Annotated in this window: 13 protein-coding genes; 6 read left to right on the top strand and 7 right to left on the bottom strand. The window is 62.4% G+C overall.

Features of this window, described 5'->3' with window-relative positions:
* Window positions 1-53: 53 nt before the first annotated feature.
* Window positions 54-1,049, bottom strand: coding sequence for a cobaltochelatase subunit CobS (gene cobS / locus HT585_RS29890; RefSeq protein WP_077501023.1), 996 nt, complete (start codon window positions 1,047-1,049; stop codon window positions 54-56).
* Between the two features lie 73 nt (window positions 1,050-1,122).
* Window positions 1,123-1,758, bottom strand: coding sequence for a J domain-containing protein (locus tag HT585_RS29885; protein WP_176356422.1), 636 nt, complete (start codon window positions 1,756-1,758; stop codon window positions 1,123-1,125).
* 143 nt (window positions 1,759-1,901) lie between these two features.
* Between HT585_RS29885 and HT585_RS29880 the strand changes: the two genes are divergently transcribed.
* On the top strand, window positions 1,902-2,183 hold the full coding sequence (locus HT585_RS29880; protein ID WP_176356421.1) for a BolA family protein: 282 nt from the start codon (window positions 1,902-1,904) through the stop codon (window positions 2,181-2,183).
* A gap of 3 nt (window positions 2,184-2,186) precedes the next feature.
* Here HT585_RS29880 and HT585_RS29875 read toward each other — a convergent pair whose 3' ends face one another.
* From HT585_RS29875 to HT585_RS29865, 3 genes are read right to left on the bottom strand one after another with little or no spacing between them, the layout of a single operon-like run.
* Complete coding sequence (locus HT585_RS29875) at window positions 2,187-3,494, bottom strand: HlyC/CorC family transporter (RefSeq protein ID WP_176356420.1); 1,308 nt, start codon at window positions 3,492-3,494, stop codon at window positions 2,187-2,189.
* Entirely contained in the window at window positions 3,491-4,624 is a 1,134-nt protein-coding gene (aroB, locus tag HT585_RS29870; protein ID WP_176356419.1) for a 3-dehydroquinate synthase, read from the bottom strand. Before aroB ends, HT585_RS29875 begins: the two co-directional genes overlap by 4 nt.
* A complete protein-coding gene (locus HT585_RS29865) occupies window positions 4,617-5,207 on the bottom strand; it encodes a shikimate kinase (RefSeq protein ID WP_173423530.1) in 591 nt (196 codons plus the stop codon). Before HT585_RS29865 ends, aroB begins: the two co-directional genes overlap by 8 nt.
* Before the next feature lie 241 nt (window positions 5,208-5,448).
* Here HT585_RS29865 and HT585_RS29860 point away from each other — a divergent pair, with 241 nt between their 5' ends.
* The 5 genes from HT585_RS29860 to HT585_RS29840 all read left to right on the top strand — a co-directional run bounded on the left by HT585_RS29860 (window position 5,449) and on the right by HT585_RS29840 (window position 9,469).
* Window positions 5,449-5,598 (top strand): hypothetical protein, encoded by a 150-nt coding sequence (locus HT585_RS29860; RefSeq protein WP_139353876.1) that lies wholly within the window; start codon window positions 5,449-5,451, stop codon window positions 5,596-5,598.
* Window positions 5,595-6,557, top strand: coding sequence for a site-specific tyrosine recombinase XerD (locus HT585_RS29855; protein WP_176356418.1), 963 nt, complete (start codon window positions 5,595-5,597; stop codon window positions 6,555-6,557). Before HT585_RS29860 ends, HT585_RS29855 begins: the two co-directional genes overlap by 4 nt.
* Window positions 6,558-6,621: 64 nt before the next feature.
* Window positions 6,622-7,575 carry an acetyl-CoA carboxylase carboxyltransferase subunit alpha gene (locus HT585_RS29850; protein WP_173423532.1) on the top strand — a complete coding sequence of 318 codons (954 nt, stop codon included), beginning with the start codon at window positions 6,622-6,624 and terminating at the stop codon, window positions 7,573-7,575.
* 212 nt (window positions 7,576-7,787) lie between these two features.
* Window positions 7,788-9,233, top strand: coding sequence for a L,D-transpeptidase family protein (locus HT585_RS29845; RefSeq protein WP_176356417.1), 1,446 nt, complete (start codon window positions 7,788-7,790; stop codon window positions 9,231-9,233).
* The gene (locus HT585_RS29840) at window positions 9,233-9,469 is read left to right on the top strand and encodes a sulfurtransferase TusA family protein (RefSeq protein WP_176354139.1); all 237 of its coding nucleotides are present in this window, start codon (window positions 9,233-9,235) and stop codon (window positions 9,467-9,469) included. Before HT585_RS29845 ends, HT585_RS29840 begins: the two co-directional genes overlap by 1 nt.
* A 110-nt stretch (window positions 9,470-9,579) precedes the next feature.
* Here HT585_RS29840 and HT585_RS29835 read toward each other — a convergent pair whose 3' ends face one another.
* Together HT585_RS29835 and HT585_RS29830 are read right to left on the bottom strand one after the other, a co-directional pair.
* Window positions 9,580-10,905, bottom strand: a complete 1,326-nt coding sequence (locus tag HT585_RS29835; protein ID WP_176356416.1) for an HlyD family type I secretion periplasmic adaptor subunit — start codon at window positions 10,903-10,905, stop codon at window positions 9,580-9,582.
* 46 nt (window positions 10,906-10,951) lie between these two features.
* Window positions 10,952-13,008 (bottom strand): calcium-binding protein (locus HT585_RS29830; RefSeq protein ID WP_176356415.1); only part of this gene is annotated, 2,057 nt, incomplete at its 5' end.

Genomic DNA, 13,008 nt, shown 5'->3' with positions numbered 1-13,008 from the left:
GAATTTGCCACAAAGTCACAGGTCGCCTTCCCTGGGGAGAGGCGACCCATGGATCAGGCGGTGGCTTCAAGCACGATGTTGGCGGCACTCTCCTTGAGCTCGACGCCGAAAGCGCGCTGGTAGTGCTCGGCGACCAGCGCCCGCTCCAGCTCGTCGCACTTGTTGAGGAAGGTTACGCGGAAGGCAAAGGCGATGTCACCGAAGATATAGGCGTTCTCGGCCCAGGTGATGACCGTACGCGGGCTCATCACCGTCGACAGGTCGCCGTTGATGAAGGCGGCACGGGTAAGATCCGCTACGCGCACCATCTTGGAGACGGTTTCGCGGCCCTTGTCGGCGGTAAAGCCCTTGACCTTGGCAGCGACGATGTCGACTTCCTTGTCATGCGGCAGGTAGTTGAGCGTCGTGACGATCGACCAGCGGTCCATCTGCGCCTGGTTGATCTGCTGCGTGCCGTGGTAGAGGCCGGTGGTGTCGCCGAGGCCGACCGTGTTGGCGGTCGCAAACAGGCGGAAGGCCGGGTGCGGGCGAATGACGCGGCTCTGGTCGAGCAGCGTCAGGCGGCCGGAGGATTCCAGCACGCGCTGGATGACGAACATCACGTCTGGACGGCCTGCGTCGTACTCGTCGAAGACGAGCGCGACGTTGTGCTGGTAGGCCCAGGGCAGAATGCCGTCCTTGAACTCGGTGACCTGCATGCCGTCCTTGACGACGATCGCATCCTTGCCGACAAGGTCGATACGGCTGACATGGCTGTCGAGGTTGACGCGCACGCACGGCCAGTTGAGGCGCGCTGCGACCTGCTCGATGTGGGTGGATTTACCGGTACCGTGATAGCCCGAGACCATCACGCGTCGGTTGTGGGCAAAGCCTGCGAGAATGGCGAGCGTGGTTTCGCGGTCGAAGAGGTAGTCAGGGTCAAGGTCCGGCACGTAGGCGTCGGCCTTGGAATAGGCGGGAACGCGCAAATCCGTATCAATGCCAAAAACCTCCCGAACCGAGACGGTCGTGTCGGGGAGGTTGGAAATGTCGAGGTCAATCTTGCTCATCATGTCTCCAGAGCGGCCACCGGCGGCACCCGCGCATTCGCCTGCAAAAGTGCTTCTGTAATAATCCGCGTTGTTAGCAGAAACCAGCCTGTTTTAACAATTGGTAGGCCTGAATTACTGCACGAAAACGCTCCTCCGATCCCCTGTCTCCGCCATTGGCATCAGGGTGATGCTTCTTGACCAGTTCCTTGTACGCCGCCTTGATATCGCTGGCGGTAGCCGAAGCGCTGAGGCCGAGCGTCTCGTAGGCCTTGGCCTCGAGAGTCTTCAGCTTGCGCTGGCGCGGCTCGGGTCGGCCGGCGCGCGCCTTTGCCTCGCTGACGAAGCCGAAGGGATCGCGCATGCGTGCCTGCGCCCCGGCGGAGCCCGAACGGGTCTGCGATTGCGTAGGACCATTCTTGGCGTTCTTGTTGACGCCGACGGTCCAGGTCGGGCGATGTCCCGTTATCGCTTCCTTCTGGTAGCGGGCGACTTCGCTGTCGGAGAGGCCGGAGAAAAAGTTGTAGCCCTTGTTGTATTCCTTCACATGCTCGAAGCAGAACATGAAGTACTGCCCCTCGGCGTTGCGGCCGACGGGTGCGCGATGAACGCCCTTCTTGTCGCAGCCGTCCCACTGACAGGTGGGGGCGGACGGTTCAGCGCGCGGCTCGACTTTGCGCCGTGTCCGAATGCGATCGAAGTATTTTGAATCGAGTCTCATGGCGCTCATTATGGGGGTTGGCCGAGGCCACAACAAGAATTGACAAAGCGGAATGTTACTGGCTTTGTGCGGGCCTTTTGCGCCGCCAAGGCAGCATCGCCGGACCCGACCAGCACAAGGGCATCCAGCAACCAAGGAAATGGGACGGAAGAATGTCGCTCAGGGATACGATCGAACGGAAACTGACCGAAGCGTTCCAGCCCGAACGACTTGATGTCATCAACGAAAGCCACCTGCATGCGGGCCATCAACCGGATTTTGACGGCGGCGGCGAAACCCACATGCGTGTGCGCATCGTGGCCGACGCCTTTGCCGGCATGAGCCGGGTGGCGCGCCACCGCGCCATCAACGACATCCTGAAACCCGAACTCGATGCCGGCCTGCACGCACTGGCAGTGGAGCCTGCAGCACCCGGCGAGCCGACGCGCTGGTAACCATCAGCCGACAGGCGTCTGGTCTTCTGCCGGGCGGATCCTCAGTTTCGTGATCCGGTTCTTAACCCGCTTCATCACGATGAAGCGCTTGCCGTGGAAGGTGAAGGCCTGGCGTTCTTCCGGAATGCTTTTCGATTCGTGGATCACCAGACCCGCAACCGTCGTCGCCTCTTCGTCCGGCAGCGACCAGTCTAGAGCGCGGTTGAGATCGCGGATCGGCACGGAGCCGTCGACCACGATCGACCCGTCCGCCTCCTGGCGAACACCCTGGATATCGAGGTCGTGCTCGTCTGCGATATCGCCGACGATCTCTTCCAGAATGTCCTCGAGCGTCACCAGCCCCTGCACCTGACCGTATTCGTCGACGACGATGGCAAGGTGCAGCTTGCGCCGCAGGAAAGCGTTGAGCTGATCCTTGAGATTGGTCGTATCGGGAACGAACCAGGGTTTCTGGGCGATCTTGACGATATCCAGGTTTTCCGGCTCGACATCCGGCTCGGCAAGCGCGCGCAGAAGATCCTTGGAATGCACCACCCCGATGATGTTGTCGGCGGCACCGCGCCACAGCGGCAGGCGGGTGAACGGGCTTTGCAGGATCTCGCGCACGCAGATCTCGGGCGGGTCATCGGCGTTGATCGCCCGCATGTTGGTGCGGTGGATCATGATGTCGGAGATTTCGAGTTCGCCGAGATCGAGCACGCCGCCAAGACGATCCCTATCGGCCTTGATCACCGACCCCTCGCGGTGCAGCAGGTCGACCGCGCCGCGCAACTCGTCATGCGCCGAAAGCATCGACATGTCGGAGGCAAAACTGACGCCGAAGAGCGAAAGGATGCGGCGCACGATACCGTTGACAAGGCTCGACAGCGGTCCGGCCACGGCAACGAACAACCGCACAGGCGCAGCCACGGCGAGCGCGAACCGGTCCGGCGACGCGATCGCCCAGCTCTTGGGCAGTACTTCGGAAAAGATCACCAACAGGATCGTCATGACGACCGTAGCAATCGCCACGCCCGAATTGCCGAACAGCCCGATCAACAGGCTCGTCGTCAGGGACGAAGCCAGAATGTTGACGAGGTTGTTGCCGATCAAGAGCGCGCCGATCAGCCTGTCGCGGCGTTCGATCAGGCGGTTGACGATGCCGGCCCGTTCGTCGCCGTTGTTCTCCAGCGAATGCATGCGCGAGCGCGATGCCGCGGTCAGCGCCGTTTCGGAACCCGAGAAAAACGCTGAAAACAATAGCAGGCAGAAGACCGCGGCAATCGACAGCCAGTATTCGCCAAGAAAAGCCAGGAATGCTTCACCGGTCATTGCGGGTGCTTTTCCCTCAGGAAGTTCAGGACCTCGGAGGCCGGCACGTCGTCGGCGACGAAGGACTGGCCGATGCCGCGGGTCAGGATGAATGTCAGCTTTCCGCCCTTGACCTTCTTGTCCTGGGCAATCGCATCCATCAGCTTTTCAGCCGGCGGCAGGCTGCCCGGGATTTCGTCCATGCGCGTCGGCAAGCCGACGGCGCGCAAGTGCGCTTCCACACGGGTCGCATCGTCGGCGCTCGCAAGGTTCATGCGCGTCGAAAACTGATGCGCCAGCACCATGCCGATCGCCACGCCCTCGCCATGCACCAGGCGGGCGCTGTCGTATTCGGTGGCCGCTTCCAGTGCGTGGCCGAAGGTGTGACCGAGATTGAGCAGCGCACGCAGGCCGTTTTCGCGCTCGTCCGCCGCCACGACATCGGCCTTGGCCTGGCAGCTGACGGCAATCGCCTCGATGCGAGCCGCACCACCGGAAAACACCGCCTGCCAGTTTTTTTCCAGCCAGGCGAAGAAGTCCGGCTTGTCGATCAACCCGTATTTCGCGACTTCGGCATAACCGGCGCGGAACTCGCGCTCACTCAGCGTGTCGAGCACATCCGTGTCGGCGAGCACCAGATCCGGCTGATGGAAGACACCGATCAGGTTCTTCCCGTGCGGCGAATTGATGCCCGTCTTGCCGCCGACCGAGGAATCTACCTGTGCCAGAAGCGAAGTCGGGATCTGGATGAAGCGCGAACCGCGACGCACGATGCCGGCCGCAAAGCCGGTCAGGTCGCCGATGACGCCGCCACCAAGCGCGATCACCGCGTCGTTGCGCTCGATCCGCGCGCCGAGGATCGCTTCGCACGCGGGAATGAGATGCTCGAAACTCTTGGTCTTTTCACCGGCCGGCAGCACCAGCGACACGGCCTCGATATCTCTCTGCTTGAGGCTTGCCATCAGCGGTTCGAGATAGCGCGGACCGACATTTTCGTCGGTGATGACGGCGACCTTGCGCCCCTTGAGGCGCGACGCGATCTCGTTGCCGGCAGCGGCGATCAGCCCCGGGCCGATCAGGATGTCATAGGAACGATCGCCGAGATCGACACGCACCTTGCGCTCGGCGGCAGGCATCACATGGTTATTCATCGTTGGGGACTTTCCGGAAATCTATGACGGCGGTGAGAACGTCCTCCACCATCGTCTCCTTGTTCACATCGCGCGACATCACCGTCAGATCGGCTTCGGCATAGATCGGGTAGCGGGCGCGCATCAGGTTTTCGAGCGTCTGCTTGGGGTTTTCGGTCTTCAAGAGCGGACGCGTGTCGCGCTTGTTGACCCGTTCCCACAGCACGTCCAGCTCCGCATTGAGCCAGATCGTCAGGCCGCCGCGCTTGATCTGGCGCCGCGATCGCTCGTTGATATAGGCGCCACCGCCGGTCGAAACGACGCGGGGACCGGTGCGCAGCAGGCGTTTCAGAACGCGCGTTTCCAGCGCCCTGAACTCGTCCTCGCCATAACGGGCAAAGAGATCGCTGATCGTCATGCGTGAGACGCGCTCGATCTCGTGGTCGGAATCGACGAAGGGTATGCCGAGTGCCTGCGCCGTAAGCCGACCGATCGCCGATTTTCCGGCGCCCATCAGGCCGATGAAAACGAGATTGCGTTTACCGAGCGCAAGCTTCGCCCGTTCGGCAAGCGTCGCGGAAACCGGTTCGATCACGTCGTTCATTGGACTTCTTGTTCCCCATTCCCTTCCGGTATCGACAAATCGGGGTGGAGCGTCAAGCCGTCGCGGCCCTCCGTGCAAGCTTCTTGAACTTGGCGAAAGGGGCGTTCATATAGATTGGGCATCCGCCAACGGGCCACGCGTCCATCCAGACGCGCAAAAGGCTGCCTTAGCACATTCAACGGCTGCATGATTTTATACCTGGATTCGCTCCGGCTTAAGGACCCATACAGAGGAGACTGAAATGCCCACCCTCTTCCGGTTCCTGTTCTTCTGCGGCGTCATCGCCGGGCTGGTCTACGGCACGATGATCGCTCTCGTCACCTTCGTCGAGCCGGTCGAGCGGAATGTGACCGTGAAGATCCCCTCAGAGCGGGTGAACAAGACACAATGAGCGATCTTTCCGCGGCACATGTCGAGGCCTTCCTCGAAATGATGAGCGCCGAACGCGGCGCCGCCGTCAACACGCTGCAATCCTACGAGCGCGACCTGGAAGACGCGTTGTCCCACATGCGCGGCCGAGGAATGGGCCTGACGGGTGCGCTGACCGACGATCTCCGGCACTATCTCGCCCATCTCGCCGGCCAGGGTTTCAAGCCCTCTTCACAGGCCCGCCGGCTGTCAGCGCTCCGACAATTCTACAAATTCCTCTATGCCGAAGGCCTGCGAGGCGACGACCCGACAGGCATTCTCGATGCACCCAAGAAAGGCAGAAGCCTGCCGAAGACGCTGAGCATCGACGACGTGTCGCGCCTGATCGGTCAGGCAGAGAGCGAGGCCGAGGCGGCGCCCGGCGGACCGGAGCGGCTTTCCAGGCTGCGCATGCATGCCTTGATGGAACTTCTCTACGCCACCGGCATGCGCGTCAGCGAATTGGTGTCGCTGCCTGCAAGCGTGCTTGCCCAGGACGGACGCTTTCTCGTCATCCGCGGCAAGGGCAACAAGGAGCGGCTGGTGCCCCTGTCGCAGGCAGCGATCCGCGCAATGCGTGTTTACGGTTCGGCTCTGGCAGAAGAGTTTGCGAAAGCGGACAAGGGTGAGCGCGAAAGCCCCTGGTTGTTCCCCTCATCGGCCAAAGCGGGCTTCCTGCCCCGCCAGGTCTTTGCCCGCGACCTGAAATCGCTGGCCGCACGCGCCGGCATCCGGGTCGCGACGATCTCGCCGCACGTGCTGCGTCATGCCTTCGCCAGCCACCTCCTTGCCAACGGCGCCGACCTTCGCGCCGTGCAGGAACTGTTGGGTCACTCGGACATTTCCACGACACAAATCTATACACATGTTCTGGAAGAACGGCTGCACGACCTCGTGCAAAACCATCACCCTCTTGCCAAACAGGCGAAAAAACAGGATTAGGACCGCCGGGCAGGCTGGTTTCGGCCGGCAGATCCTTGTCGCAAAACGATCGGAAACGCATCTCATGCACAACTATCTCGATTTCGAAAAACCAATCTCCGACCTCGAAGGCAAGATTCTCGAACTGAAGAAGCTCGCCGGCGAAGACGAGAGTGTGAACACTTCGGATGAGGTCGAACGGCTCGAGACACGGGTCCGCGATGCGATGGCCGAGATATATTCGAAGCTGACGCCGTGGCAGAAAACCCAGGTCGCCCGCCACCCCTCGCGCCCGCATTTCCTGGATTATTCGGCTGAACTCTTCACCGAGTTCACACCGCTTGCCGGCGACCGCAACTATGGCAACGACGAGGCCATCCAGGCCGGTCTTGCGCGCTTTCGCGGCATGCCGGTCGCCGTCCTCGGCCAGGAAAAGGGCAGCGACACCAAGTCGCGCATCAAGCACAATTTCGGCAGCCCGCGTCCTGAAGGCTACCGCAAGGCGATCCGCATCATGGAAATGGCCGACCGCTTCGGCCTGCCGCTGATCACTCTGATCGATACCGCCGGTGCCTATCCCGGCGTCGGCGCGGAAGAACGCGGCCAGGCGGAAGCCATCGCCCGCTCGACGGAAATGTGCCTGAACGTGCGCGTACCGATCGTCACCGTCGTCATCGGCGAAGGCGGCTCGGGCGGCGCGATTGCGATCGCCACCGGCAACCGCGTCTACATGCTGGAGCATGCCATTTACAGCGTCATCTCGCCGGAAGGTGCCGCCTCGATCCTCTGGCGCGATTCGACCCGCGCCAAGGAAGCCGCCAGCAACATGAAGATCACCTCTGAAGATCTGAAGGCACTGGGCGTGATCGACGGCATCATTCCCGAGCCTGTCGGCGGCGCGCACCGCGATCCGCAATCGGTCATCGCCCGCACCGGAACGGTGATTGCCGATGCACTGAAGGAACTGTCCGGACGCAATGGCGACGAATTGCGCACCGATCGCCGACAAAAGTACCTCAATATCGGCCGGAACCTCTGATTCCGGGCGATTGTTCGCTAGAGAATTCGCAACCACAAAGCGGGCTATGGCCAAATCTTGGCCATATTCGTGGCGTCATGAACAACGGTGTGTGCAGGGCGCCCTGCAAGGTTAAGAATTCGTGAAGTATAATGGCTTACTGATTCCCTAAGAGCCCTCCCCGTCGGACGCGGCTCGCACTGACGAGTTTTGGTTTGAACGGGCTTTCGCTGATGCGCTTGAGAAACCTTGTAGCCACCGCCGCTGTTGCCGCTGCGCTTGCCGGCTGCACCAATGATGCCCTGGATACGGCGACGGTCGATCTTTCGACCGTCAAGAACAAGACCGAATACCAGCTTTCCAGCAAGATGGCCGCCAAGATGAGCGAGCTCGGGATGCAAAAGACATCCCCGATCGCGCTGCGCATCTTTAAGGAAGAAGGCACGCTCGAGGTCTGGAAGGCCAATACGTCCAACCGCTTCCAGCTCCTGAAGAGCTACAAGATCTGTGCCTGGTCGGGCAAGCTCGGCCCGAAGGTGAAGGAAGGCGATCGTCAGGCCCCGGAAGGCTTCTATCCGCTGTTCCCGCAACAGCTGAACCCCAATTCGAAATACTATCTGGCGATCAACACCGGTTACCCCAACACCTATGACCGTGCCAATGGCCGTCAGGGTACGCATCTGATGATCCACGGTGCCTGTTCGTCGTCCGGCTGCTACTCGATGACCGACGAGCAGATGATCGAGATCTTCGCGATGGCGCGCGACGCCTTCAAGGGCGGGCAGCAGAGCGTCCAGCTCCAGGCATTCCCCTTCCGAATGACCGCCGAGAACATGGCGCGTCACCGCAACAATCCCAACATCGAATTCTGGAACATGCTGAAGGTCGGCTACGATCAGTTCGAAGTCACCAAGCGTCCGCCGGAGATCAATGTCTGCGAGAAGAAATACGTCTTCAACCAGCAGGGCAGCGGCGCGTTCAATCCAGGCGGCACGTGCCCGGCGATGTCCACCCCGCCCGCGCTGCAGATGGCAATGTCGACGTTCGAGAAGGGCTACAAGCTCGACTACGACAAGGCCATGAAGAAGTATGACGGCATGGTCTGGTATGAGCCGAGCGAGGCCGAGCGCAAGGCGATCGTCGCCAAGCAGCGCGCCGGCCGCGAGCTTGCCTACGCACCGACCGGCAACTCGATCGACGCCGGCAAGCTGATGAAGGCAAGCGACCTCGAAAAGAAGCTGGCCGAACAGAAGGAAGCCGAAGAAACCAAGGTGGCTGTCGAGATCCAGAAAAAGGAGCTCGAAAAAGCAACCAAGGGCGGCACACACGTGCCGGTTCCCGCCGCCAACCCGATCCCCCAGCCGGTATTGCAGGCAGCCGTCGAGCAGCCGGCAAAGAAATCCTTCTGGAGCCTGTTCTCTAAGGGCGAACCGGCAGAACAGGCGCAGCTCACACAGCCGCCCCCCGAACTGCAGGCAGCCGTCCAGCCGCAGGTGCAGCCGGCCGGTGCAGCGGCAAAACAGACCCACTCAGTCGAAGCCCCGCAAGAGGCACAGCCTGAAGTGACCGCCGTGGCCGCGGCAAATGCCGAAGCCACCGTCGCGCCAACGACCGAAGCACCCATTGCGGTGGAACAACCGCCGAAAAAGCGGCCGTTCTGGAAGATCTGGGGCAATTGATGCCTGACGAAGGAAAGACGGTCTACGACCTCAGGGGGCTTAAGTGCCCCCTTCCCGTTTTGAAGGCCCGCAAGCGCATCGCCTCCATGGCCGCAGGTGCACTGCTCGAGATCGAGACGACCGATCCGATGGCCGTGATCGATATCCCGCATTTCTGCCGGGAGGATGGCCATAGCCTCGAGGCGGCTTGCGCCGCTGAGGGCGGTCACCGCTTCCTGATCCGCAAGGGCGCCTGAAGCACAAGGCGCCGTCGGCTCTCCTCCAGACCAACGACGTCCTCACGTCAAGGCACAGGGATGAAGCCGGCTTATCAACTTCATCCCTGCTTCCGATCGACGCCCTTCCTTCACTCCTCGCGGAATGCCCTGAGCATCTGGTCTGTGAATGGTTTGGTGAGGTACGAGATCGCGGTTCTCTCGTCGGTCTGGACGAAGACTTCGACGGGCATACCGGGCATGAGCTTGCGGCCACCGAGCTTGTCGAGCGGTTCGGTGATCTCGACGGTTGCGAGATAGAACGGCTGTCCGGTGTTGCGGTCGAGCGTGGTGGCGGCAGCGATGACGTCGATGCGGCCGTCGAGTTCGGGGGTCGTTCGCTGGTTGAAGACGGTAAAGCGCATGCGGCTCTTCTGGCCGGGCGCGATGCGGTCGATGTCGACAGGCGGAATGCGGATCTCCACCGTCAGGTCCTCGCCCTCGGGCACGATCGACATGGCGGTGGCTCCGGGCGCGATGATGCCGCCGATGGTGTGGACCTGCAGGTCGTAGACGAGCCCGTCGACGGGGGCGCGCACTTCCATGCGCGACAGCCGGTCCTTTGCGGCCACCGCCCGTTCGGTCAGTTCGGCGATCTTGGCCTCAAGCCCGACGATCTGGCCTTGCGTTTCCTTGCGGTTGTTCTGGTCGATCGACATCAGCTTGATGCGCAGCTCGCTGATCTGGCCGAGCGCCTCGGCGATGCGGGCAAGCAGTTCCCCCTTGGAGCCGTCGATGCGGGCCATCTGGCGCAACAGGTCGCGATGCTCGGAGACCGGCACCAGGCCGCTCTTCAGAAGCGTATCGAGCTTGGTGATCTCCTTCTCGACGATCTCCTTCTCCTTGTCGCTGGAACCGGTCTGGGCCTTGAGGCCACGGATCTGCTCCTCGAACTGGCCGATCTGCAGCCGCATCTGCTCTTCCTGGCTGGTGATCATCCGGCGATTGGCCTCGAACAGCTTCACTTCGCTGGCTTTGAGCACCTCTGGAATATCGAGCTCGCCGAAGGAGACGGTGGCGTCGCCGTCGCGTTCGGCCGTCAGCCGGGCGCGCATGGCGTAGAACTGCTGCAGCTGGCCGCGCACGATCGACAGCTCGACCCGGGTCTGGGTCTCGTCGAGCTGCAGCAGCACGTCGCCCTTCCTGACATGGGTGCCGTTCTTGACGGGGATGGCCGAGACGATGCCGCCGTCGCGGTGCTGGATCAGCTTGACCTGCTGGGAGACGGCGACCTGGCCCTGGGTGATGACGGCGCCCGACAGCTTCGCCTGGGCGGCCCAGCCGCCGACGCCGAACACCAGCGTTGCGGCAAAGATCGCCGACACTGCGATGCGCGAGGTGATGCCGAACTGCGGTTTCTCAGCCGGCAGAGCGATCGTGTCGGCCGCCTCTGTCGTGCTCTTGTCCGTGGTCTTCATGGTCTTCTTCTCCCGATAACGCGTGACGACTGGGTTCTGTGGTTGTTCAGACGGTGTCTCTCGACTGGTCCGCCGGGTTTTCGGTTGCGGCCAGGATAAAGTCCTGTTCGGTGAGCTCGTGGCGGCCGGCGATCAGGAACTGCAGATCCTCATCGCGTTCGAGGTCGACGACGGCGCGAACGACCGTGCGCTCGCCGTCGCCGAAGGTCTCGTGATAGAAGGTGATCTGGTGCACCTCGCGTGCTTGCCCATCCTCCAGCAGTCCGCCGAAGACGAGCCCGCCGATGGCTTCGGCGATCTTCGACAGGTCGACGCGGTCGCCGACCTCAAAGTCGCGGATCTCGTCGCGGCCGCTGCCGTCATTGGCCAGCGACGCGGTCGTGCGGAAGACGAAGATGTCGGCGCCATCGCCGCCGGCGAGGAAGTTGACGGCATTGCCGGCGACGAGCACGTCGTCACCCTTGCCGCCGACAGCGCCTTCGATCGAGGTCAACAGGTCCGAGCCGATCTCCACACCCTCAGCCGTACCACGGTCGAGGTCGATCACCACGGCCTGCATCGCTGCCGAGGCGTCGTAGGTATCGTCCGCCTCGTTGCCGTCGATCAGGTCGTTGCCGTCGTCGCCGCTTGCATCCGGCGCGATCACCACGAGGAAGGTGTCGTTGCCGGTGTTACCCTCCAACTTATCACTGCCGCCACCCCCGACGAGAACATCGTCGCCGCCGCGGCCGCGCAGCACGTCGTTGCCCTCGCCGCCCGACAGGATATTGTTGCCGGCCCCACCCGACAGGCGGTCGCCACCGTCGCCACCGACAATGACGTCGAAGCCTTCGATCAGGTCCGAACCGATCTCCTCGCCTTCGGCGATGCCGGCCTCGATATCGGCAAGCACGGCCTGCACCAGCGCCGACATGTCGAGCGTATCGATGCCGTCCCCACCCGAATAGCTGTCATTGCCGTCATTGCCGGCACCTTCGGCCACGACGACGATAACCGTGTCGTTGCCCTGGTCGCCAGAGACGGTATCGTTCCCTTGGCCACCGGCCAGCGTGTCGTTGCCGGCGCGGCCATCGATGACATCGTTGCCATCATTGCCAAAGAGGGTGTTTCCTTCGGCATCGCCCGAAAGCTGATCGTCGCCGGAGCCGCCGATAACGGCTTCGATCCGTTGAAGCGTGTCCGAACCGATCTCCTCACCCGTGGCCGTTCCCTGCTCGAGATCGACGACGATGCTCTCGGTGGTAGCGCTGGCATCGAGCGTGTCGAAGCCGGTGCCGCCATTGTAGGTATCGTTGCCGTCGCTCGTCTCACCAGGCGCGCAGACCGGAGCCTCGACGACGATGGTGTCATCGCCGCCTCCACCGGAGACGACATCGTCGCCCTGGCCGCCGGCCAGCGTATCGTCGCCGTCGCGGCCAGCGATGGCATCGTTGCCGTCATTGCCAACAAGTGTGTTGTTCGCCGCGTCACCCGAAAGCTCGTCGTCGCCGGAACCGGCGATCACGGTCTCGATGCTGTCGAGCGTGTCGGAGCCGATCTCCTCGCCCGTGGCCGTTCCCTCTTCGAGGTCGACGACGATGCTCTCGGTCGTCGCACTGGCATCGAGCGCGTCGTTTCCTGAGTCACCGCGATAGGTATCGTTGCCATCAGTCGTCTCACCCGGCGCGCAGACAGGAGCCTCGACGACGATGGTGTCATCGCCAGCTCCACCGGAGACGACATCGTCGCCCTGGCCACCTGTGAGCGTGTCGTCACCGGCGCGGCCATCGATGACATCGTCGCCGTCATTGCCGATCAATGTGTTGCAGGCGGCGTCGCCCGCAAGCTGGTCGTCACCGGAGCCGGCGATCACCGTCTCGATACTGTCGACGGTGTCGGAGCCGATCTCCTCGCCTGTCGCCGTTCCTTGTTCGAGGTCGACGACGATGGTCTCGGTGGTGGCACTGGCATCCAGCGTATCGGTTCCCGCGCCGCCTTCGTATGTGTCGTCGCCGTCGTCGGTGACGCTGTTGTCGTCATCGCTGTGGTCGTCGGCGCGGGCCTGAACGAGGACGGTGTCGTTTCCGTTTCCGCCTTTGACGGTATCGTTTCCGTTTCCGCCGG

It is taken from the genome of Ensifer oleiphilus, from assembly GCF_013371465.1.
GTDB lineage: Bacteria > Pseudomonadota > Alphaproteobacteria > Rhizobiales > Rhizobiaceae > Ensifer > Ensifer oleiphilus.
Note: the sequence above shows the minus strand (reverse complement) of the source record. Positions and strands in the feature narration are given on the sequence as shown.

What these genes read in the sequence shown, in the direction of transcription:
- cobS (WP_077501023.1), bottom strand. Translation starts at nt 1,049, where the DNA reads ATGAGCAAGATTGACCTCGACATTTCCAACCTCCCCGACACGACCGTC.
- HT585_RS29885 (WP_176356422.1), bottom strand. Translation starts at nt 1,758, where the DNA reads ATGAGCGCCATGAGACTCGATTCAAAATACTTCGATCGCATTCGGACA.
- HT585_RS29880 (WP_176356421.1), top strand. Translation starts at nt 1,902, where the DNA reads ATGTCGCTCAGGGATACGATCGAACGGAAACTGACCGAAGCGTTCCAG.
- HT585_RS29875 (WP_176356420.1), bottom strand. Translation starts at nt 3,494, where the DNA reads ATGACCGGTGAAGCATTCCTGGCTTTTCTTGGCGAATACTGGCTGTCG.
- aroB (WP_176356419.1), bottom strand. Translation starts at nt 4,624, where the DNA reads ATGAATAACCATGTGATGCCTGCCGCCGAGCGCAAGGTGCGTGTCGAT.
- HT585_RS29865 (WP_173423530.1), bottom strand. Translation starts at nt 5,207, where the DNA reads ATGAACGACGTGATCGAACCGGTTTCCGCGACGCTTGCCGAACGGGCG.
- HT585_RS29860 (WP_139353876.1), top strand. Translation starts at nt 5,449, where the DNA reads ATGCCCACCCTCTTCCGGTTCCTGTTCTTCTGCGGCGTCATCGCCGGG.
- HT585_RS29855 (WP_176356418.1), top strand. Translation starts at nt 5,595, where the DNA reads ATGAGCGATCTTTCCGCGGCACATGTCGAGGCCTTCCTCGAAATGATG.
- HT585_RS29850 (WP_173423532.1), top strand. Translation starts at nt 6,622, where the DNA reads ATGCACAACTATCTCGATTTCGAAAAACCAATCTCCGACCTCGAAGGC.
- HT585_RS29845 (WP_176356417.1), top strand. Translation starts at nt 7,788, where the DNA reads ATGCGCTTGAGAAACCTTGTAGCCACCGCCGCTGTTGCCGCTGCGCTT.
- HT585_RS29840 (WP_176354139.1), top strand. Translation starts at nt 9,233, where the DNA reads ATGCCTGACGAAGGAAAGACGGTCTACGACCTCAGGGGGCTTAAGTGC.
- HT585_RS29835 (WP_176356416.1), bottom strand. Translation starts at nt 10,905, where the DNA reads ATGAAGACCACGGACAAGAGCACGACAGAGGCGGCCGACACGATCGCT.